At 57.6% G+C, this 21,979-nt stretch carries 17 protein-coding genes; 9 read left to right on the top strand and 8 right to left on the bottom strand.

All coding sequences use genetic code 11. The annotated features are described in order from the left end of the window. Positions 1-85: 85 nt before the first annotated feature. The 4 genes from ACYVG7_RS14060 to ACYVG7_RS14045 all read left to right on the top strand — a co-directional run bounded on the left by ACYVG7_RS14060 (position 86) and on the right by ACYVG7_RS14045 (position 5,020). Positions 86-1,342, top strand: coding sequence for a TolC family outer membrane protein (locus ACYVG7_RS14060; protein ID WP_460883716.1), 1,257 nt, complete (start codon positions 86-88; stop codon positions 1,340-1,342). 124 nt (positions 1,343-1,466) lie between these two features. Continuing rightward, positions 1,467-2,168, top strand: a complete 702-nt coding sequence (locus ACYVG7_RS14055) for a transglutaminase-like cysteine peptidase (protein ID WP_460883717.1) — start codon at positions 1,467-1,469, stop codon at positions 2,166-2,168. A 3-nt stretch (positions 2,169-2,171) separates the two neighbouring features. Continuing rightward, entirely contained in the window at positions 2,172-4,094 is a 1,923-nt protein-coding gene (locus ACYVG7_RS14050) for an EAL domain-containing protein (protein WP_460883715.1), read from the top strand. Between the two features lie 137 nt (positions 4,095-4,231). Further along, complete coding sequence (locus tag ACYVG7_RS14045; protein ID WP_460883714.1) at positions 4,232-5,020, top strand: type 2 periplasmic-binding domain-containing protein; 789 nt, start codon at positions 4,232-4,234, stop codon at positions 5,018-5,020. 1 nt (position 5,021) lies between these two features. Here ACYVG7_RS14045 and ACYVG7_RS14040 read toward each other — a convergent pair whose 3' ends face one another. Next, complete coding sequence (locus ACYVG7_RS14040) at positions 5,022-5,408, bottom strand: VOC family protein (protein ID WP_460883713.1); 387 nt, start codon at positions 5,406-5,408, stop codon at positions 5,022-5,024. 56 nt (positions 5,409-5,464) lie between these two features. Next, the gene (locus ACYVG7_RS14035) at positions 5,465-5,590 is read right to left on the bottom strand and encodes a hypothetical protein (RefSeq protein ID WP_460883712.1); all 126 of its coding nucleotides are present in this window, start codon (positions 5,588-5,590) and stop codon (positions 5,465-5,467) included. Between the two features lie 132 nt (positions 5,591-5,722). Here ACYVG7_RS14035 and sgrR point away from each other — a divergent pair, with 132 nt between their 5' ends. Further along, positions 5,723-7,468: an HTH-type transcriptional regulator SgrR gene (gene sgrR / locus ACYVG7_RS14030; protein WP_460883711.1), complete on the top strand. Its 1,746-nt coding sequence runs from the start codon at positions 5,723-5,725 to the stop codon at positions 7,466-7,468. A gap of 21 nt (positions 7,469-7,489) precedes the next feature. Here sgrR and ACYVG7_RS14025 read toward each other — a convergent pair whose 3' ends face one another. From ACYVG7_RS14025 to ACYVG7_RS14005, 5 genes are all read right to left on the bottom strand, one after another. Continuing rightward, positions 7,490-7,966 carry a Dps family protein gene (locus ACYVG7_RS14025; protein ID WP_460883710.1) on the bottom strand — a complete coding sequence of 159 codons (477 nt, stop codon included), beginning with the start codon at positions 7,964-7,966 and terminating at the stop codon, positions 7,490-7,492. 179 nt (positions 7,967-8,145) lie between these two features. Beyond that, a complete protein-coding gene (locus tag ACYVG7_RS14020) occupies positions 8,146-8,538 on the bottom strand; it encodes a phosphate-starvation-inducible protein PsiE (protein WP_460883709.1) in 393 nt (130 codons plus the stop codon). Positions 8,539-8,610: 72 nt separating this feature from the next. Next, positions 8,611-10,653 (bottom strand): transglutaminase TgpA family protein, encoded by a 2,043-nt coding sequence (locus tag ACYVG7_RS14015; RefSeq protein ID WP_460883708.1) that lies wholly within the window; start codon positions 10,651-10,653, stop codon positions 8,611-8,613. Next, complete coding sequence (locus tag ACYVG7_RS14010; RefSeq protein ID WP_460883707.1) at positions 10,643-11,644, bottom strand: DUF58 domain-containing protein; 1,002 nt, start codon at positions 11,642-11,644, stop codon at positions 10,643-10,645. The genes ACYVG7_RS14015 and ACYVG7_RS14010 overlap by 11 nt, the downstream gene beginning before the upstream one ends. Next, entirely contained in the window at positions 11,641-12,546 is a 906-nt protein-coding gene (locus tag ACYVG7_RS14005) for an AAA family ATPase (RefSeq protein WP_460883706.1), read from the bottom strand. The genes ACYVG7_RS14010 and ACYVG7_RS14005 overlap by 4 nt, the downstream gene beginning before the upstream one ends. A gap of 197 nt (positions 12,547-12,743) precedes the next feature. Between ACYVG7_RS14005 and ACYVG7_RS14000 the strand changes: the two genes are divergently transcribed. The 3 genes from ACYVG7_RS14000 to ACYVG7_RS13990 all read left to right on the top strand — a co-directional run bounded on the left by ACYVG7_RS14000 (position 12,744) and on the right by ACYVG7_RS13990 (position 16,912). Further along, the gene (locus ACYVG7_RS14000; RefSeq protein WP_460883705.1) at positions 12,744-15,593 is read left to right on the top strand and encodes a DUF2339 domain-containing protein; all 2,850 of its coding nucleotides are present in this window, start codon (positions 12,744-12,746) and stop codon (positions 15,591-15,593) included. Positions 15,594-15,724: 131 nt separating this feature from the next. Continuing rightward, positions 15,725-15,913, top strand: coding sequence for a hypothetical protein (locus tag ACYVG7_RS13995; RefSeq protein WP_460883704.1), 189 nt, complete (start codon positions 15,725-15,727; stop codon positions 15,911-15,913). Between the two features lie 231 nt (positions 15,914-16,144). After that, positions 16,145-16,912: a tetratricopeptide repeat protein gene (locus ACYVG7_RS13990; RefSeq protein WP_460883703.1), complete on the top strand. Its 768-nt coding sequence runs from the start codon at positions 16,145-16,147 to the stop codon at positions 16,910-16,912. 68 nt (positions 16,913-16,980) lie between these two features. Here the strand turns inward: ACYVG7_RS13990 and ACYVG7_RS13985 are convergent, their stop codons facing one another. Then, positions 16,981-19,914 (bottom strand): two-component regulator propeller domain-containing protein, encoded by a 2,934-nt coding sequence (locus tag ACYVG7_RS13985; protein WP_460883702.1) that lies wholly within the window; start codon positions 19,912-19,914, stop codon positions 16,981-16,983. Positions 19,915-20,264: 350 nt separating this feature from the next. Here ACYVG7_RS13985 and ACYVG7_RS13980 point away from each other — a divergent pair, with 350 nt between their 5' ends. Further along, entirely contained in the window at positions 20,265-21,821 is a 1,557-nt protein-coding gene (locus tag ACYVG7_RS13980; RefSeq protein ID WP_460883701.1) for a diguanylate cyclase domain-containing protein, read from the top strand. The last annotated feature ends 158 nt before the right edge of the window (positions 21,822-21,979 follow it).

Below are 21,979 nucleotides of genomic sequence, written 5' to 3'. Positions count from 1 at the left end.
GCCCTGCAAAGTAAACTGGATGGCTTTCTTGCCGCCAAGGATTTGATGGCACAGGGGATCAAGATCTGATCAATAGACAGGTGCTATGGGCTGCGGACAGCTCGTCAGTGCGCAGACCCTGGAGGAGTCGGTCTCGCAAGCCCTGCTGACTCATCCGCAAATCAAGGAGGCTTATGACTTGTATCAATCACGCATGTATCAGATTGATGAAGCCAAAGCCGGATATTATCCAAAACTGGATGCCAGCGCCGGAATTGGTCCCGAGCGCATCAAGGATGTGGGCAGCACCGAGCGGTCGGATCTGACTCGCAAAGATGCCAGCATCACCTTGTCGCAGATGCTGTTTGACGGCTTTGATACCAGCAGCAATGTGGATCGTACCGATGCCGAAGCCAAAGCTCAGAAGTTGAGTCTGCAGGCTACTGCCGAGAATACGGCCCTGCGGGTAGCGGAAGTGTATCTGAATATGATGCGTCAGCAGGAAATCTTTGATTTATCGAAAGATAATCTTGCAACACACGAACAGATCCTCTCGGATATCACTAAACGGACTACCTCCGGAGTTGGTTCTTCCGCCGACTTGAGTCAAATTCAGGGACGGGTTGCCCGGGCCTATTCGAATATGGCTGCAGCACAAAACAATCTGGATGATGCTCGCGCCGAGTACCTGCGGGTGGTCAACAGCGAACCGACCGATCTGGTGGAACCGACGACTGACTCAGTGGTGATGCCAGCCAATTTGGACGAAGCCTTGAAGAAGGCGACCGCCAACAATCCGGTCCTGCTTTCTGCATTGGAAGATATCAATGCGGCCAATTTCCAACATGAAGGCGCCAAGGCCAACTTCTATCCGAAGGTGTCTGTCGAGGCTGGTCAGAGTTGGTATACCGATGCCAACGGCGACGAAGGCAGTAGCGATGAACTCAGTGCCATGTTGCGGGTACGTTATAACCTGTTCAACGGTGGTGCCGATGATGCCAGAAGCAAGTCCACCTCGGCACTCTACTCTCAGGCCAAAGACATTCATCAGAATGCCTACCGTCAGGTAGAAGAGGGTACCCGGCTGGCTTGGCAGGCGCTGGAATCACTCAAGAGCCAGAAAAACTACCAGCAACAACATGTCGAATACAGCTATGAGTCCGTCAGGGCCTACAAGCAGCAATTCACCTTGGGACAAAGAACGTTACTCGATGTGCTGAACACAGAAAACGAACTGTTTGAAGCGCGTAGTAGTTTGATCGGTACCCAATATGATGAACTGTTTGCGCAGTACCGTATTTTGAATGCCACAGGGACCTTACTGGATTCTCTGAAAGTTCAAAAACCGGCGGAGTGGAACTGATACAAAGGGCGGTTAAGGTGTGCAGATATGGCAGGTGTTTCACCTGCCGTCCTCTGCAGCCCGGGGGCTCGTTGACGTCGTCATTGTGTACCAAGGCTCGCCAGGAGTAGCGTCGAGAAGAATGATGAGGCCACGCAAATGGGCAGCACCCAGGATCACGCGCTTACTGACAATAGCTTGTCTATTGCCAGGGTTGCTGTTTGCCGTGCCACTGGCACAAGATGACCAATTAGCGGTTAAAACCGTGGCTGACTTTTACGGTTCCCGAGCGGGGAAGCGGATGCAAGGTTGGCGAGAGTTGGTGATGAGAGGCAAACAGGAACGTTGGAACGAGCAGAAAAGTCTGGCTGAAGTGAATCGTTTCTTTAACCAGCTGACGTTTTTGAATGATGTAGTGTTGTGGGGGCGAGATGACTACTGGGCAGCACCGATGGAGTTTATTGGTGCGGGCGGTGGTGATTGCGAAGATTACAGTATCGCCAAGTATTTCAGCTTGATTGAGTTGGGTGTGCCGGATGAAAAATTGCGGATGGTGTATGTCAAGGCATTAACTTATCAGCAATTTCATATGGTGGTTGCTTATTACCCGACTCCGGCCGCGGTGCCTGTGATCCTCGATAATATAGATGGGGTCATCAAACCGGCCACCAAGCGAAAGGATTTAGTTCCGGTTTTTAGCTTCAATGGTTCTCACCTGTGGCTAATGAAAGAACGAGGTCAGGGGCAATTGGCGGGTAGCTCTTCACGTTTGGCATTGTGGAATGACCTGCGTAGTCGTTTCAGTCGTGAGCAACTGAAGCGTCCAAAAATAAATCTGGATGATTGAGATATGACCTTATATAGACAACTGATGGCAACCATGCTGGTTCTATTTGCTGTGCTTTTCGTGGCTGCTTATTGGGTACAGTTTAATTCTACGCGGGATTATTTAGCCCAACAGCTGGAACTCTCCATCACCAGTACGGCGAACTCGTTAGGGCTGGCGCTGACACCTTATCTGGAGGCGGGTGATAAAGTAGGAGCCGAATCGGTGATCAATGCCGCGTTCGATGGTGGATTTTATCGCAAGTTCAGATTGGAATTGCTGGCTAGCCAGAGTGTGATCCAACGAGAAAATAGCGCCACCGTGGCGGGTGTTCCGGAATGGTTTACCTCGCTAGGTTTATTTCGCAGTGTCAAATTCGATTCCATTTTGACCTCCGGTTGGTTACAGCTGGGTAAATTGCAAATTGAAGGTAATCCAGGGCAAGCCTATTACGAACTCTGGCAAGGCATGAGCCGATTACTGGTCTCTTTTGTTATTACCTTTCTCGTCGTCATCATCTTGCTCACTCGAGCGTTGCGTTATTTGTTGAAGCCACTAGATCAAATTTGTGATCAGGCGGTCGAGATTGAAAAACATCATTTTGGTCAGGCGATCCCGCTGCCTCGCACTCTGGAATTGCGGCAGGTTGTCCAGTCGATTAATACCCTGGCCAGTAAACTGGCGGTGCAGTTTAAAGAGCAAGCAGAAGCCGCCTCGCAAATGCGTGAGCGCGCTTTTCGAGATGCGGTATCCGGATTGGGTAATCGTGCCTATTTCATGGGCCAGGTGAATGCCTGGATTGCGGAATCCGGACGTGGTGGTGTCATGCTGGTTGCGGTCGATATGCTGGATGATATCTACCGCGAGGAAGGTTTTGCCGCTCGTGACAGCATGGTCAAAGCCGTGGCGACCACCTTACAAGATGCATTGCGGGACTTTGATGGCAGCGCTGTAGCGCGGATCTCTGCCACCGAATATGCCGTACTGCTTCCCGGCCTCGAGATGCAGGAGCTGGTCGAAGTCGGTGAGTTAATCAATCGCTTCATTGCCGAGTTGGTGGTCAACCCCATGGAGCGTGAACAGGCGATCTCGGTGATTGGTATTGCCCCGCGCGAAGGGGACGATGATCTCTCCATGATGTTGACCAAGGCGGACAACGCCCTGCGTCACGCCCGGAGTGATCGCCGCAGTTCGGTCGTCATCGATAGTCGCGATAAGAGTGATGGCATGGGACGCATTGCCTGGCGTGACTTGTTGGCGGAGGCTCTGCATCACGGACTGTTTCGTTTCAAAGTACAGCCTGCCATTTTGCTGGCCAGTCAAAAACCCCATCATGCCGAGCTGTTCACCAGTATTCACCGCGATGGTGAGGATTACTTTGCCGGGCAATTTATGCCGGCGGTCGAGCAGTTCAAACTGGGGGCTGATTTTGACCGCTATGTGTTGCAGCAGGTGGGGAAACAGCTGGAGAAGAATCTGGATCTGAAGTTGGCCATCAACCTGACACTGACCTCAATCTCCTCTGCGCCGTTTGCCGATTGGCTGGCCGACTACCTGCAGCAGCATCCATTGCTGGCGGGGCGTCTCTATTTCGAGTTACCTGAGTCGGCGATCTTGCACTCCCGAAGTCAAGTTGAGAACTTGCTCGGCATTGTGCGCCAGCATGGATTCGGTTGGGGCGTCGACCAATATGGCCGCAACTTCCAGTCTCTGGATTATCTGGAGGCCTTGACGCCAGCCTACGTCAAAGTCGATCACGGTTATACCGGCATGGTGCTGAAGGAGGAGGGCGATCAAGCCTTCTTGTCGGCGGTATGCCGTGCTGCCCATAACGCTGGCATTGTCACTATTGCCACCCGCGTGGAGAGTCAGGAGCAGGTACAGGCGTTGTCCAAACTCTTTGTCGATGGTTATCAGGGCTTTATTTCACCGCCCTATCCGCTATGAAAGCGGTGAGCCGATACGTAGGGGAGCCTTGGGCTCCCCTTTCTTTTGTGTCCTGGCTGGCGTTTTTACCGATGAGTGCTGCCGGGCAGAGGACATCACCTACACTTGGATCAGTTTGGTGTGCGGGAGGCGATGGCATGTCGAGGATATTTCGCTGTTCTTTCAGCTGGTTATTATGGCTTTTTCCCTGTTACAGCCTGGCTCAGGATGTGTCGCTAGCCTACGGCGATCAAGCTTTTCCACCCTACCAGATGGGGCAGGGACGTTTGACGGATATCGAGCCTGGTCTGGCGATCGATGTGGTGCTGCAGACGGCGCAAATGCTGGGTATCCAGGTCCAGTTGCAGCGAATGCCGGTGAAGCGACTGCTGCATGAGTTGGAGTTGAAGCATCTGGATGGTGCTATTGGCTATTCATTCACCGCGGATCGGGCCGAGTACCTGGCTTACCCTCCGATATCTCAGGAGGGTACCGCACTTCCGGATCCCTCCTTCCGCCTGTATCGGGTGAGTTACTATTTATTTAGCCGTCCTGATTTTATTCCTCACGGTTTAGGTCATGGTTTAGATGGCTTGAAGCAATACCGGATCGGCGTGTTGAAAGAGTCCGCCATTGCCGGGATCCTGTTCCAACAAGGCATTCCTTATGAGGCGACCCGGACGGCCGAGCAAAATCTGGAAAAGCTGAAAATGGGTCGCCTGGATTTGGTGGTTGGCCCCGGAGAGCCAACGGGGCGATTGATCCGCAGCCTGGGCTGGCAAAACGAGATCCGCCGTTCAGGCGAATCGCTGCTGGAGCGTGATTACTTCCTGGTGTTTAGCAAAGCGTTTTGCCAGAACAATGCGTCGGTGTGCGAGCAGTGGTGGCAATTGATTCGCCAACATCGCGATAGCATAGTGAAACGGCGTATCGACCTCTATCCGTAGCTCAACGGCTCAATTCGATACGATTGAGCTCCGGATCCAGCAAACAACTCTCGTAATAGCCATCGCCCGTGGTGCGAGGTCCGCTCAGCAGCGTATAACCGTCGGTCACCAAGCGTTGGGTCAAGGCATCGACCGCCTCGCAACTGCCCAGTGCAAAGCTGAGGTGTCCCAGACCGATAAATTGCCGCTGTGGCTCATTTTTTAGCTCGGTTACCTCTTGCCACTGCATTAACTCCAGTCGACATCCGGTGTCGAATTCGAGGAAATAGGAGCTGAAGCCCCTGGCATTGGTGTATTTGGTGTTCGCTTGACCGGCAAAGTAGTGCTGATAAAAATCACGCATCCGCTCCAGATCCTGACACCAAATCGCGACATGTTCGATGTGCATCTTATCTCCTTGTTGAGTTACCAGTGATGCTTATAAAACGGGGCGGGCATCTGTAGCTATTGCCATTGCATCAGCCGTTCCAGCTCTTGAAGTGCCCAGCGAGGTTGGCCCCACCCCTGCTGTTGTTGTAGTAGAAAGCGCTGAAAAAATCCGGCCAGTTGCGTCGCATTTGCTCGATACATGATGATCTCCTTGTTACTCAGGGATAAGCAGCAGAGGGTGGGTGCCGTGCTGCCCTTGTGTTTCGACATCAGCATGGCTTTAATAGGGGAATCTAAAAATTGCTGACTTTATTAAAATAAGGTTCCTCTTTTATGCCATCCCCACGTCTGGAGCAGCAGTACCTTAAACTGCGTACTCACTTTGGTGAGCAAGCCGCCGAGACCACACTGCAGGCGTTGGCCGAGTTGTTAGTGTGCACGCGGCGGCATGTGCGCAACCTGCTCGGACAGATGGTGACTGAGGGCTGGATCCAGTGGCTCTCGAGTGCAGGACGCGGCCATCGCTCGACCCTGATTTGTCGTTATGGCGTGGAGCAGTTGCGGCAACATCAGGCGGAAAGCCTGTTGGCGCAAGGCTTGGTGGAGCAGGCGGTACGGTTATTGGGGGCAGAGCCGGAGCAGTTGACGCCGCTGTTGCTGCGACAGTTAGGCAACAAGCAACAGCAAGAGCGGCAAGTGTTACGGGTTCCCTATTACCGGCCGATGCCGAATCTGCATCCGGGTTTGCCCTTGCGGCGTTCCGAGGCCCATCTGGTGCGGCAGATCTTCAATGGCCTGACCCGGATAAATGAGGAAAATGGGGAAATCGAGGCCGACCTGGCCCACCATTGGCACTCCGAGGATGGCCGACATTGGCGGTTTTATTTACGTCCGGCGGTACGTTTTCATGATGGGCGGCTGTTGCAGGTGGCGGATGTCATCGCATCCCTGACTCGGTTGCAGCAAAACCCGCTGTTTGCGCACCTGGCGGCCATCCGCGCCCAGGGGGAACGAGTGATCTGCATCGAGTTGAGTTGTGACGATCTCCGTCTGCCCTGGTTGCTGGCGGATGTGATGGCGATGATTTTGCCTGCCGATCAGCAGCTCCGGGCTGACTTTGCGTCGCGTCCGGTGGGTACCGGCCCCTATCGGGTGCAGGAGAATAATCGCTTTCATCTCCATCTGGTGGCATTTGATGATTATTTCGGCTGGCGTGCGCTGCTGGATGAAGTGGATATCTGGATGTTGCCCGCCTTGGCGGAACAGCTGGAGCTGGGAGAGCGTCAGGTCTGTGGGCTGGATGTTCACGGGGAATTGCCCAGTGGTATCACGGCGCCGCAGCCGGATGCGGGCGCTCCTGCGGCGGAGATGGTCCTGGAGCAGGGTGGGTATTTCTTGCTGTGTGATAGCCGCTCGAGTTGTTGGCAAACGGCGCCAGCCCGGCGCTGGATCCAGGCTCAGCTCAATCCCTATCTCCTGATGAGTCAGGTGCCGTTAGCGATCCGTCGCTATTGGGCACCCGCCGCCAGTCTGTTACCCCAGTGGCTGCATGAGCAAACACCAGGTGAGTCGATGCCGCCCTGGCCGGTATCGGTGGTCACTGCTGAGCGGCGACTGCGGCTGGCTTACTATGAACAGCAACCTGAGTATCGGATGTTAGCCGAGGTGATGCAGAGCATGTTGGCCGCGCAGGGTGTGACGCTGGAGCTTGTGGAATTAGCCTACGCCGATTGGCAGCAAGGAGAGGCGGAAGTGGATCTCTGGCTCGGCTCGGTGAACTTTGCCGCGCCCAGTCTCTGGAGTGTCGGGACCTGGCTATTGGGCAACCCGCTGCTGCGGCGTTCCATCAGTGGTGGCGACATAGCGTTGTTACAGCACTGGCATCAGGCCTGGCGCTGCGAGCAGCTCGATAGTGAACACTTGATGGCCGAGGTGATCGGGGCCGGTTGGTTGCAACCGCTGTTTCACCACTGGTTGCGGTTGCAGGGACCGGCCCAGGCGCGGGGAATTCGCCTGAATAATCTGGGGTGGTTTGATTTTAAATCCGCCTGGTTGGCACCGGATGCCAACCAGGGGTGATGCATGTTGGAGAGAAGCTGGTTATTCCAGCAGGCTACGCAGCATCCAGGCCGTTTTCTCGTGTAACTGAATGCGTTGGGTCAGTAGATCGGCGGTGGCTTCATCGTGGGCCTGCTCAACTAGTGCGTAGAGCGAGCGGGCCGTGCGCACCACGGCTTCCTGGCCTTCGACCAGCTGGCTGATCATCTCGATGGCCTTGGGTACGCCCTCACTCTCCTCAATCGAGCTCAATGCCATGAATTCCCGATAGGTACCCGGAGCCTGGACCCCCAGCGCCCGAATGCGCTCGGCGATGGAGTCGACGGCCAACGCTAACTCGTTGTACTGGGTCTCAAACATCAGGTGCAAGGTCTGGAACATGGGACCGGTGACGTTCCAGTGGAAGTAGTGAGTCTTCAGATAGAGGGTGTAGGTGTCGGCCAGCAGGGCGGATAGTCCTTGTGCAATCGCGTGCCGATCGTCTTCGCGGATCCCGATATTGATGGTTTGAATGCTCATGATGGTTTCCTCATCGTCTATGGCCAGAAGTGGTCGATAAGGTCACTGTAGCGGGATCCATGACGGGAATAAAATCGCTAATACCACTTTAATTAATAGGTCTTAACGATTGATCATGGCATGAAATTCCCCTGCGATAGGCAGGGGAACTGGTCAGCCTGGTCTTCTGACGTTTGACGTTAATCTTCCGGCTGGTAAGGAAAGCGGTAATGGCCGTAGCGGATGATGAAGACGCTGATGGCCAGCACCAGTGCTGTTCCCGCCACGCCGAACAGTCGCCAAGTATCCATCTCCTTCATGTCCAGGATCAGATAGCGGGCCAGGGCGACAATCGCGATATAGATGGGGATGCGGATCGGCAATTTACCCATTTTCAGATACATGGCGACCATCGCCAGCACTTCCAAATAGATAAACAACAGCAGCAAGTCCGCCAGGGTCACCGTCATCACCAAGGCCATGGTGTAGATCTGGTGGCTAATGGCGACCAGGGTGGCACAGGCAACGACAATGAGGCCGAGCAATTGCCCCCATTCCAGTATCTTGTGGGCCCACTTCTGCATCAGTTCCATGTTTCTATTTCCACCATCATGTTGATAACTTGTTAAATCTGACGCTAGAGTATCCTGAAAATGTGATGCGCATCAAGAATTCCTGCGGTTGTGGCGACGGCTCTGCCGTCGTAGTTGCCGGAGCAACCGACGCAGTGTCGGGATCTCCTTCGCCTGATCTTCGGGATGGGCATATCGCCCATGCAGATAGGCGGTGGTGATCCGCTCGAGTGTTCCGGCTGCCGGGTGGTCCTGTTGCAACAGGCGATCCCGGTAGGCGTTGGGAGTTTCTGTAGGTAGGCGCGGCGAGCCACTTCGCGCCAGATACTGGCAGGCTTGTTGGTACAAATGCAGCAGTGGGTCTGGCGGCGTTTTTCGCCGGTAGAGCCAACCCAGCATGATGGCAATTGCCAGTGCCAGCAAGGTACCGCCCAGCAGGATGAGCAGGCGGCCACCGATACCGGAAGAAAACCAGTGTTTGAACAGACCTTCTTGTGCCTGGGCATCGTAATTGAGGATCCAGACGGTCCAGTGGTAATCCAGGCTGGCGAGGGCCAGACGCAGGTTATTCAGCAGCGCTATATGCCGGTAACGATTGAGGCTCAACGGATCTTCGGCTAGAAAGCCTTGATCTCGCATCAGGGCATCCAATCCTTGCTCGATCCGATCGGGTGCCACCATCAGGGTCGGATCGACTCGTTGCCAACCACCGGGTTGCCACACCTCGACCCAGGCATGGGCATCAAATTGATGGACGCTGATATAGTCATCTTCCGGGTGGTACTCACCGCCCAGATAGCCGGTGACCAGCCGCGCCGGAATGCCGGCAGCCCGCAGTATGAATGCCAGGCTGCTGGCGTAGTGGGCACAGAATCCGGCCCGGGTCGAAAACAGGAACTGATCGATGCTATCGCCGGAGAGCGGCGGCGGGTTCAGGGTGTAGAAAAAGGGTTGCTGGCGAAAGTACTGCAGGGCGGCCTGTAGCAGCGCCTGATCGTCGTCGGGAAATTGCCGTCGCAGTCCGGCGGCCATGGCCCGCGCCTGCGGGTTGCCGTCCACGGGCAGCGCCAGATTCTGCTGGCGGCGTTGCGGGCTGAGTTTCGGCTCGCTCGGCTGCTGGGGAAAGTAGCGCAGGGCAAACTGTTGCTTTTGGGTGAGCGGAGTCGGACTGATCAGGGTCTGTACCGGAGTCTCGAGCAGCGTCTGATCGGGGGAGCTCGAGAGCGCCAGGGTGTAAACCCAGCTCTGGTTGCTCGGTTCGGTATAGAGCCGATAGTCCCTGCTCGCTCCCTGCCAGTGCTGAGTGCTGGGTGTTGCCCGCCAGGGCTGGTGGCGGCGGCTTTGCTGCTGATTCTGCCAGTCACGCAGGCCTGGGCTCATGCGCCAGCTATGGCCATCGAAGGACTCATGTATCAGAGTGCGCCAGTAGCGCTCGGTCGGCGGTGGGCCGGAAAAACTGGCCCGGAACACCAACTCGCTAGAGCGCGTCAGCTCGGTAATGTTCTCCGGGTTCACCTCTTCTCCCAGTCCGGTGATGGCTCTTTGGGTCTGTGGCATCTGCCACAGCGGGCCAAGCCGCGGCAGGATCACAAACAGCACCAGCATCAGGGGAATGCTCTGGGCAACCAGCAACGAGGCCTGGCGCAGTTGTTCGCGGCGGCCGGTTGGCAGATAGAGAGAGAGCAAGGCGGCGGTATTGAGCAATACGCTGGTGAGCAAATAGAGGGTCACCAGCCAGTGCTGGTGATAGACGAAGCTCAAGCCCCCCAGGAAAAACAGCGCCAGGATATGCAGCCCCAGATCCCGACGTTGCCGGAACTCCAGAAATTTCAGGGTGCAGCCCATGACCAGCAGGTTGAAGATCGAGCCGACCAGACCCAGCTGCGGCGAGAGAACGGCAATCAGCAGAGATCCCAGCACGGCGGCCCCATTGAGCTGGCGCTGACTGGGCATCCGGCTCCGACCCTGTTCGATGGCGTAGCGCCAGCCGATAGCGAGCAGGGCAATGCCATAAATCAGCGGACTGAGCTCGGAGTACAAAGGCAAGACCGCCAAGCCATAGCTGGCACTGATCCAGCCCAGAGTCGAGCGGTTGGTGCTGCGTGGTGTCGGTGGCGTCATGGGACTAGTGGCCATAGCGGGAGTCGCCATACAGTGCCAATGCCTCCAGTGCCGCCAGGCGTTGTCCGGCGCCGGACGCTGGATCCAGACGCCAGGCTCCCAGATCCAGACCATAACGTTGCTGTTGTTGGCTCAATTGCAGCACCGCATAGCTCAATCGGCTGAGTTGTTCCTCCAGATCCTGGCCCGGAGTGTGCGCCAGCCGCAGCCAAGGGTGTTGCCAAGGCTCGGCGGCGAACTCCTTACTGAACAGACCGCGACCCTGGGCCTGCTGACGCCAGGCGATCTGGCTGAGCGATTCGCCGGGACGGTAGGGACGCAAACCGACTAGCTCATCGCTGCCGGTGTGCTGGCCGGGGCGCGGCAACACAGCGGCGGAGTCGGTGGCGGACGCCTCGTCCGTTCCGGGCCCTGCACTCAACGGCAGGGGACCTGCGATGGGAGCCGGATAGATCAGCGCCTGCTGCTGCAGATCCAGCAAGGTCCAGCAGCGCAGCAACCCTAATGGGTAGTGACTGGCAAGTCGCAGCCGAGCGGGCTTGAACCAGCCACGACGTTGGGGGTGGAAGGTGACCCCCAACGTGCCTTGCTGTTGCAGCTCGGGTAACAACTCGTCGGCGCTTCCCTCGGCACTCAGTTGTATGGCATAGCGTGGGCGCTCGTCAGCGGTGAGCTGCACGGCGAAGCGCAACGATTGGCCGACAAAATGCGGATCTGTCGACAGGGCACTGATGGCGAGCCCGGCCAGATTGCGATAGCAATGCCAGATGCAGGTGACAAACAGGCTGAGCAGCAGCAGGGCCATGGCCAGGATCAAATTGTTTTGAAAGTTGGTGCCTAAGAGGTAGAGCATCAAGACCATCAGCAGATAGAGAGCCCCAAAGCGGCTGGGGAAGATAAACAGAGTACTGTGGTGCAGTTGCACCCGCGGGGCTGGAGGCAGGCGGCGTTCGATCCAGCGACGCCACCGCGGTTGCCAGAGCCTGGCGAGTGCAGCCTGAATCATAGCACCGGATCCACCAGCGCCAGCAGTTTGTGGCTCAGGCTCTGTTGGCTGCCGGGACGGCTGGGGCCACTGCGTAGCCGGTGTTCGGCGACGGCGGGAAACACCGCCTGCAGATCTTCGGGTAACAGATAATCCCGATTCGCCAGGAAGGCCCAGGCCTTGGCGGCCGCCAACAGGGCGCGACTGGCGCGGGGGGACAAGGGATTGGGTACCAGCTCGTTGCGGCGACTCTCCTGGACCAACGCCAGCAGATAATCGAGAAATGCGGGGGCCGCGCTGACCTGACTGACGGCCTGTTGCAGGGCCTGCAACTGTGCGCTATCCAGCAGTGGGCTCAGTACTTCTTGCTCCGGCAGCAATAACATCTGCAACTCGGCCTCCTTGCTGGGGTAGCCCAGCTCGATGCGCATCAGGAAGCGATCCAGCTGGGATTCCGGCAGCGGGAAGGTGCCGGCCTGGTCCTGGGGGTTCTGGGTGGCGATGACAAAAAAGGGCGCTGGCAGGGTGCGGGTGATGCCATCGGTCGAGATCTGGCGTTCGGCCATGGCTTCGAGCAGGGCGCTCTGGGTGCGCGGGCTGCCGCGATTGATCTCATCGGCCAGCAACACCTGGGTAAAAATCGGGCCGGGATGGAAGGTAAAGGCGGCATTGGCCTGATCATAGATCGACAGCCCCAACAAGTCGGCGGGCAACATGTCGGAGGTAAACTGTACGCGCTGATAGGCTAGCCCCAGCAAGGTGGCGAGGGCGTGGGCCAGGGTGGTCTTGCCCATGCCGGGCAGATCCTCAATCAACAGATGGCCGCGAGCCAACAGGCAGCACAAGGCTAACCGCAGTTCATGGGGCTTGCCGAGGATCACGCGATTGAGCCGGGCGAGCAATTGATCAGTCAGCGGGTTCATTCCAATACTCCCTTCTATTTTTTCCATTATGCGTCAGGCCACGCTTACCGTCATATGAAGTAGTTGTTTCGTTTGGCTATTTCATGGCTGGATCGCGATCCGGGCATCGGGATCCCCCCTGGTGTTGCAGGTCGACGATGGGCGTCATACTCTGAAGCTTGGCATGCCGGAGCGCTCCGGCTTATCGGGAGTGGGACATGGATGGTTTGATGCTGCTGGTCGGTGGACTGGTATTGCTGGTGTTGGCGGGGGCGATCTGCGGCCTGATTGCGCTCAGTCGCCTGTCGGCACTGGAGCAGGATTTACGCAAACAGCGCCAGCAGTTGCAGGCTCTGGAGCAAGCGCTGGCGCTGGTGCCGGGGCGGCTAGGAGCAGCCCAATTGCATCGGGCGACTGAGGTGTTGGCCAGCGCAGGTGCAACGGCCATGTCAGCGGCGCCTGAGCCTGTTTCATCCATTCCTGCGTCGCCCATCGCACCTCCGGTTACGGCTTTGGCAGCCGATATCGCGCCGCAACCCACAGCCTTGCAGCCGCCAACGGCAGATAGTGTCACAGACGATGAACCTTCGACGGCTCATCCCCGGGCGGTTGCTGTTTCGCCGGTTGCCGTTGCGTCAGTCGGTGCCGACGAGTCGCCAGTTGCCGCGACGTCGCCAAGCACACCGGCACGACTGGAGCGGGATATCGCCTCGCGCTGGATGGTCTGGGTCGGTGGTGTGGCCTTGGCGTTGGGCGGGGTATTCCTGGTCAAATTCGGTGTCGAGCACAGTGTGCTGGGGCCGAGCGGGCGGGTGATTGCCGGACTGGTGTTGGGATTGATTCTGGTGCTGAGCAGTGAGTGGTTACGGCAGCGGGAAACCCCGCTGGCGCTGCCGCGGCTGGGGCAACAAGCCGACTATGTGCCGGCGGCGCTTGCCGGTGGCGGGGTGATCGCCTGGTATGCCAGCCTGCTGACGGCGTTCGAACTCTATGATCTGATCTCCCCCGGTCTGGCCTTCGTGTTGCTGGCCGGGGTGTCGTTGCTGGCCATGGCGCTCTCCTTACTGCAAGGGCCCCTGTTGGCGGTGCTCGGCTTGCTCGGTGGTTATCTGGTCCCAGCCCTGGTCTCGACCGGGCAGGGCAGCCTGACCGGGCTACTGAGCTATGTCGCGCTGGTGTCGCTGGCCGCCTTGGGCCTGCAGTTCCGGGTGCAGCGTCGCTGGTTGTGGTGGGGCACCTGTGTCGGGCACTTCCTCTGGTTCTTGCTGGCGCAGAGTCTGTATCGCGATGAAAGCAGCTTCGTGTTTGGCTATCTGCTGCTCTCCTTGTATGCCTTTATCGCGCTGCCCGGTTTGGGATGGCGCCTGCAGAGCACGGCCCTGCGGCTGCCCTTGCAGTGGCGCAAATGCCAGACCGCCATCAAGGATGCCCACTGGATTGCCGTGATCGGGACTCTCTTGCTGGTCGGTCTGCATCTGTTTCTGGATTATCCGCTGGCCGGTTGGTTAGCGCTGCTAGGGGCCGGAGTCGGGGCCCATGGGCTGGCTCGGCGGATTGCGGCCCTGGATTTGCTGCCCTGGTTGGCCGGTTGCGGTGTGCTGGTCAGTGTCTGGGCCTACCATCTGCCTCTCGAGCAGTGGGGTCAGATGGGCTGGGCCCAACTGGCGTGGCCGGAGTTATGGCCGCTGTGGCGTTGGGGCATGGGGCTGGCCTGTCTGCAGGCGGTATTAGCACTGCAGTGGCTGACCGTGGCGCGTCGCGGGGGACTCTGGGCCTCTTGGGTCGTGGTGCTGCCGCTGGCGATGCTGGCTCTGCTCTACTGGCGCTCGCCGGTCGGGGCCGCTGATTTCTGGGCCGATCAGAGCCTGCTATGGCCGCTGCAGGGGCTGCTGCTGTTTGTCGCCTTCAGCGCCCTGGCCGAGGTGCGGGGTCGTTGGTCTCATGGTGCCCGGGTCGCGCTGCTGGCCGGTGGTCAGGGTGCTCTGACTCTGGTGTTTATCATGCTGCTGGCCGATGCCAACCTGACACTGGCTCTGGCGCTGCAACTGGCAGGCTTGGCCCGCTTGGGGCAACGAGAAGGCGATCTCGTTCCCCATTGGCTGCTCAAAGGGCTGGCGATGGTCATTGTGGCCCGGCTTTCCCTTAATCCCTGGTTGCTGGATTACGCCCTGCAAGGACGGTTAGGGCTGCACTGGAGCCTGTATGGTTACGGCATTCCGGTGATCTGCTTCTTTTTGGCGGCGCGCTGGCTGCCCCACCGTCCCGGGGCGAGCACTAACGCCTGGCTCGAGGCGGGCGGCGTGCAATTGCTGACCCTCTGGCTCACGCTGGAGGGGCGCTACTGGCTGAGTGGTGGCGATCCCTGGCATGGGGATTACACCCTGGCCGATGCTGCGCTCAATGCTGTGACATGGGGTGGACTGGCACTGGTCTATGGTTGGAAGGCGCGGCTCAACGGTGCTCTGGCCCAGGTGTATGCCATCGCCTCACCGCTGTTGCTGATTCTGATGATGGCCATGACGGTGCTGGGATCCAGCCTGTGGTTTAATCCGTTGTGGGTGACGACCTCGGTGGGCGAATGGCCCATACTGAACCTGACCCTGCTGGCCTGGGGGATCCCGACTCTGCTGAGCGTATTGGCGCTGGTGTTCCTGGCCCATCCGCAGTGGCTGCGCCGGGTCAGCGCGGTGTTTGTGTTCTTCAGCGGCATGCTCTATCTCACCCTGATGGTGCGGCAGTGGTGGCAGGGGGCCGATATCTCCGGGTTTGCCGTCTCCAATGGTGAGCAGTACAGCTATTCGGCGGTGTGGCTGCTGACGGCGATTGTTCTGATGCTGTTCGGTGGCTGGTTGGCCGTCGCCCGGGTGCGTCAGGCGGCGCTGTTGATCCTGCTGGTGGCCGTATTGAAAATATTCCTCTGGGATATGGCCGATCTGGAAGGCCTCTACCGGGCAGCGTCGTTTCTCGGGTTGGGGCTGTGCCTGGTGGGTTTGGGCTGGTTTTATCAGCACTTTGTGTTACCGCTCGCCACCCCGCGTGACGAGGGCGAGATGAGTGGACCAGGGTAACGAGAGTTACGGCTATGCTAAACCTGAAGTACACCGCTGCCGTGCCGCTGAGTTGTTGTTCTGGCGGGCCGCTACGGGGTTCGGTCAGGTTGAACACGGCCGTCACTCTCGGTCACAGGTGAGGAGCTCTGATGTCGCGATTGGTTCGTTGGCGTATCCGGCGACGCAAGGTGCGCCGGGCGGGGTTATTACATGGCTGGCTCAGCTTGCCCCACGGCGATTCGCTGCCTGTGGTAACGCCGGGAACCGCAGCAGACGCATCCTCGAGTGTACCGCCAACCCTGCCGCCCGATGCCGTAGCGCGCGATCAGCGGTCATGATGAGCCGGGTCTATCGGTGTGCAAACTGCCGGTTTTTTGATCCACCTTCAACATCTCCATCTGGCTGCTATCTTGCGCCGTCAACAGGTAATACATTGATAGCGCTTAAAAAATGGCTAGCCAGCGCCCTGCAACTATGACAACAGATGACCCCCGCTTGGCCGGTGGTTGCGCTGGCGGCTCTCGACTGAATATCGGGCATGGGCCTGATTGCGAAAGAAGGAATCCACTGTGACCCGAGTACTGGTCTGGCTGTGCTGCCTGGGCGTGAGTGTTCCGCTGGCGGCGGCCGACGATGGTATCGCGGCATTTCGTCGCATGGCGGTGCAGGGCAATGTCGACGCCCAGTTTGCCGTGGCTGAGGCCTTCCAACGGGATAAATCCGCTGAGCAGGCAGCCTTTTGGCTGCATATGGCGGCCGAGCAACAGCATCCACTGGCTCAGCGCGAGCTGGGTGCGGCCTATGCCAATGCCATCGGCGTGGTGAAAGACGAGGGGCAGGCCCTGTACTGGTATCGCAAAGCGGCGGAACAAGGGGATGTGGCGGCTCAATCCGCACTAGCGGTGGCCTATGCCTACGGCCGAGGAGTGGCCATTGATTACAAACAGGCCATCTACTGGGCGCTGCAGGCCGGTGAGCAGGGCGATGTCACCGCTCAGATCCTGTTAGGGGCGGCCTACGCCACCGGCGAGACGGTGGCCAAGGATTATAAACAGGCAGTTGCCTGGTACCGGCGGGCGGCTGAGCAAGGCAAGGGGGTGGCGCAATTTCAGGTGGGCGTCGGTTACGCCAATGGCTTTGGCGTGCCCAAGGATTGGGTGCAGGCTTACGCGTGGTACGCCCTGGCGGTCCATAATGGTTACTCCGATGCCGAGTCCTGCCGGGTGCGGATGGGGGAAAAACTGACGCCCAGTGAGCGCACGGCGGCCGAGGCCCTGTTGAAGGAATGGCAGACGGCGTTCAAACCTCATTCTTCACCGATCCCACCGACCCATTAACTGCTTCATGTGGCCTGAGAGATCCTCAGGCCAAGCCAGAGCCAGAATCAGCGCCTGTCTTAGCAACCTCAGTCCAACGGCGTCTCCTGCCAGCACACCACCCGATTGCGGCCATGAGCTTTGGCCTGATACAGCGCCTGATCCGCCAACCGTAGCAACTCCTGATAGTGCGTGATGGCGTGGGTATCGCAGACGCCGAAACTAGCGGTCAAGTGCAAGCCCGTGGCGATGGGGGTGTAATCCGCCTCGGCAATTCGCTGACGCATGCGTTCACAACAGGCGTGTGCCTGGCGGGCATCGCGCCCCGGGAATATAAGGGTAAACTCTTCTCCGCCCCAGCGAGCCAACAACCCAGAGTCGGGCATGGCGTGCTGCAAGGTTCTGGCCACGGCACAGATCGCCTGATCGCCGATGACATGGGACCAGCAGTCGTTGATTTGTTTGAAGTGATCGATGTCGACAATCGCCATCGCCAAGGGTGTTTGTTGCTCTTTTGCCGTCTTGAAGGCGGTGAGCAGTTGTTCATCAAATGCCCGCCGGTTGGCCAGCCCGGTAAGTTGATCCTCCCGCGCCTGACGCTCAAACGCCGTGGCTTGCTCCTGCAAGGCGGTGGTTTTTTCCGTCACCAAGCGGGTGAGGCGCGCCTCATTGCGGCGCAATGTATGGAGTCGGAACTGCACCACCAGCCACAGCACCAAGCCACCGCCCAGCAGCATCAGCAGTTGAAACTCGATGCGCTGCCAGAAGAAGGGCTGGATGGTGAACCGCAAGCTGGCTTGCTGGCCCTGCCACTTGCCATGGGGGTAGCTGGCCATGACCTGGAACTGATAGGAGCCCGGGGGCAAGTTGGTGTATTCCGCGCTGGCTTCATGGTTGCGCTCGAGCCAGTGGGGATCGAAACCGGTCAACTGGGTGCGGTAAAGGATGCGGCTCGGGATCACATACCCCAAGCCGGCGTAGCGGATGCGGATCCGGCTGGTCCCGGCCGGTAATTCCAGGTTCGGGCGCAGGGCGAGGGAGCGGCCATCCACATCCATGGCTTCGATCACGATGGGCAGCAGCGTCTCGCCGGCATCATTGATGCGTTCCGGGCGCACCCGCGCCACACCCCGGGCGGTGGCCATCCAGACACTGCCATCGCTGCGCAGCAGGGTGGCCGCCGGATTGGAGCCGCCGTTGGCTTGGGCACTGACCAGGCCATCGCTCTCGCCAAACACCTCAACATGCAACCGCTGGGCGCGGCCCTCGGTGATGGCGCGGGCGTCTTGCTGCTGGATGCGGAACATGCCGCGGTTCGAGGTCAGCCAGAAGGCCCCTTGCTGATCGGGCACCACCTGAAACAGTTTATCGACCGGTAAACCGGCGGCACGGCCCACCACACTCAGGTGGCCATCGGCAAAGCGGTAGTGCACCAGGCCCCGATCGGTAGCCATCCACATGCCATTGGGCTCGCCGTAGAAGCCAAACACATATTCGGCACCCTCCTGCTGGTGGATGGGGACGGCGGTAAAACGATCCTGTTCGAAGAGCGCCACCCCAACTCCGGTTCCGACCCAGATCCGCTGTCGGGCGTCTTGGTACAGTGAGATGACAAAATCAGCGGGCAGGCCGTCGGCCGCCGTGTAATGACGGATCTGGCCATCGGCGCTCAGTCGATCCAGACCGGCGGCGGTCCCCAGCCAGAGATTGCTGTGTTGATCGACCAGCAGGGCGCGGATCTCATTGCTGCTGAGCCCCGAGCGCTGATCCCGGACTGGCGTCAGGCGGTTGTGCTGCCAATGCAGCAAGCCATTGGTATAGGTTCCGACCCAGACACTACCGTCCGCTGCTTCGGCCAGACTCAGTACCGAGACGGGAGCATCGCCATCGGGCGAGGGGATGGGAGTCACCTGGCCGTTCTGCCAGCGGCTCAAGCCGGTGCTGGTCCCCACCCACACGCTGCCGTCGGAGTGGGCCAGCACGGCGCGCACATAGTCACCGCTGAGTCCCTGGCGGGAGGTCAGGGTGGTGAACGGCGCGGCGCGTAACCGAAACAGTCCGGCGTTGGTGCCAATCCAGATGTTCTGCTCCTGATCCTGCAGCAAGGAGAGCACCCGGTTCTTCAGTAGCCCGGTTTCGGTTTCTAGGCGCTCCAGCCCGGCTGGGCTCAGGCGATAGATGCCATGATTCATGGTGCCAATCCAGAGATCCTGCTGTTCGTCGAGCAACAGGCTGGTCACGGCGGCATCGGCTAGGGCGGGCTCCAGCGGTTTGAAGGTATCGCCCTCTTGCCGCCAGAGACCTTTCTCGGTGCCTAGCAATAAGGGGCCATTGGCTTGCTGCACCAGGGTAAAGATCCGCGGTGCTGGCAGCGCTCCGGGGAGGGGGACGTGGCGGGGTTTCTGCTGCTCGACCACATACAAGCCCCGATCGGTGGCGATCCACACCCGCCCTTGCGCATCCTCGGCGAAGCGATAGGCGCTCAACTGGGTCAGGATCGGCTGGCCGTCGTTGTACTGGCCGTCTCGACCCATAGAACGCATCACCACCCCCTTGCCCTCCATCGCCAGCCACAGGTTACCCAGACGATCCTTCCACACTGCATTGATCATGGTGGCGGCAGGCGCATAGGGCTGCCACCGATCGCCGGTGACGCTGACCAGGCTGCCACGCGCCCCGGCCAGCAATAGACTGCCATCCGCTTGCGCCTGTAATGATTGAATGCCGGAATCCAACAACCCGGTCTGCGGGCTGCGTTCATAGAGTTTGAATTCCCGGCCGTTATAGCGTGCGACTCCTTCCCAGGTGCCAAACCACAGATAGCCCTCGGTGGTTTGCGCCATGGTATTGATGCTGTTGTGGGGCAAGCCATCCTTGGTGGTCCAACCTTCGACAAAATAGTCCGCCAAGGGTACCCGTGCGGCCCAGCTCAGGGACGAGAACAGGCTACAGGCGAGAAGCATCAGGCCACGGCTGATGCGGGAGAGGCGCTTGCGACATCCATATTCAGGTTTCATATCCATCCATCACTAATCCGTGATGCTGTGACCCGCCGCTGGCTGCTTGTGCGCGGCAGGGGGAACACCAGCATCAACTGCATATCCGGGGCTGCTGCCGAGGATCGGACAGGCTGATTGCCGTTGATTGTTGGTCAGAATACCTCTGGATCCGTTATTCTTTCATCACTGAATGCGCAAAATGATAATTGCTTTGCACATTCTGGATTTGCTGTTGGACATTCCCTAACCTGCTCACCACTATGCCATTAGCGGAGGGACTCTCGTGTTGCAGAACCAGTTAATAAACAGTGATGTGTCAATAAGAAGAAATGAAAATCTCCGGATGGAGATATAAGAATTATAAGGGGGCATACATGGTACAGCGACGTTTGTTCCAGTGGTTTTTCAGTGTAATTATATTTGCCTCTGGTATGGCGCTGTCTATTTATACCTATCAAGGGGTAAGGAAAAGTGATGAGGCCAAAATGTTGGCTGAATTGCAGAAAGAGACGTATGAACAGAGTGTCAGAGCTAGTTTATTGTTTACTCGCGCACCACAAATCCTGAATTCATTTGCCGCTTTATTTGTTGTTTCTGATTTCGTTAGTCAACAGGAATTTAAAAACTTTGCATCCTATTTGATAAAGAATGAACAAGAGATTTCGGCTGTTATGTGGACACCATATGTCTTGGCCGAGGAGCGTAAAAAATATGAAATGACACTAATGCACGAAATGGGACATGATCACGGCTTTATTGATATTCAATATCCAGATCGTCATCAAATAGCATCGCCATTACGGAACTTTTATTTCCCCATTATGTATGTCGAACCCAGAGAGCAGGGAGCGAATTTATTGGGTATTGATCTGAATGGCCGCCCGCTTATTCATGCGCTGCGGATGGCGGCGATGAATAGCGGTTTGGTATTTACTACGCCAGTGTTTTCTGAATTAACAGATCCGCATGGTGCTGCCATGATTGCCATCTATCATCCGGTCCATATTCCCCATCCCAAAAGCAGTAAGAAACCAGGAAAATTTTTGGGCTTTCTGCTGATGTTAATGACGCCTGAAGTATTAATGCGCTCCGAGTTTGGTGACGAGAGCCAGAGTCAATTTTTTATGCGCTTGATTGATAAGGATGATGGGAACCGTCAGATTGCGATCAATCGGAAAGATACATATGGGGCGCCACCGCAACGAACGTTTCGTTATGACTTTCCAATGCCGGGACGACATTGGACTTTGGAGTTATATAGCAGAGAGCCGATGCATTATGATAATACGGCCAGTTTTTTGTTGCTATGTCTGCTGACGCTGACTGGAGTTATCAGTTTGGCCTTTTATCGTGGGGTCAATAATTTCACGAATTTAAAAATCAGAAATACCAATTTGGAATTACAACGTCGGGAATTAAAGTTGCGAGCCAATTTTGACAGTTTGACCGGATTGCATAATCGCCGTTATTTCCAGGATAAGGTCGAAGCTCTACTGAACCAACCAGCGCGTGAATATGAGATTGCCCTCTGTCTGTTGGACTTGGATAATTTCAAACAGATCAACGATGTTTTCGGCCACAGTCAGGGGGATTTATTGCTGAAGTTAGTGGCGGATGCCTTGACCCGGGAAACCCGCCTCGGCGATCAAGTCGCTCGTCTGGGTGGCGATGAGTTTGCCCTGGCGTTATTAGTCACCCCGGGTGCTACTGATATTGGCTCCATTCTGGATCGCCTCCTGGTGCTTATTTCGGCTATTGGTGGTGAGGTTTCTGAAAATACCGTGGCCATCAGTGCCAGCATCGGTATTAGTGTGTCGTCGGCTGACATCAACGACTATGAAGTATTAATTCACCAGGCGGATGTCGCCATGTATGCCTCGAAGAAACGCGGTAAAAATACCTATACGTTTTTCAGTTCCGAGCTGGCGTGATTGGTCTGCTGATTCGGATGTGATCCCCTTCACTGGGTGGCAGTGCACAATCTCGGGTAAGCCAATTTGTTCGTTGGCTTAACCATCCCCTCGTATGAGCGAGGCGTGGCGCGGCTTCTGAGGTATGATCGCCATCCTTGACCAGCTAATACCCGACA

This window comes from Pseudaeromonas pectinilytica, assembly GCF_054780855.1.
Note: the sequence above shows the minus strand (reverse complement) of the source record. Positions and strands in the feature narration are given on the sequence as shown.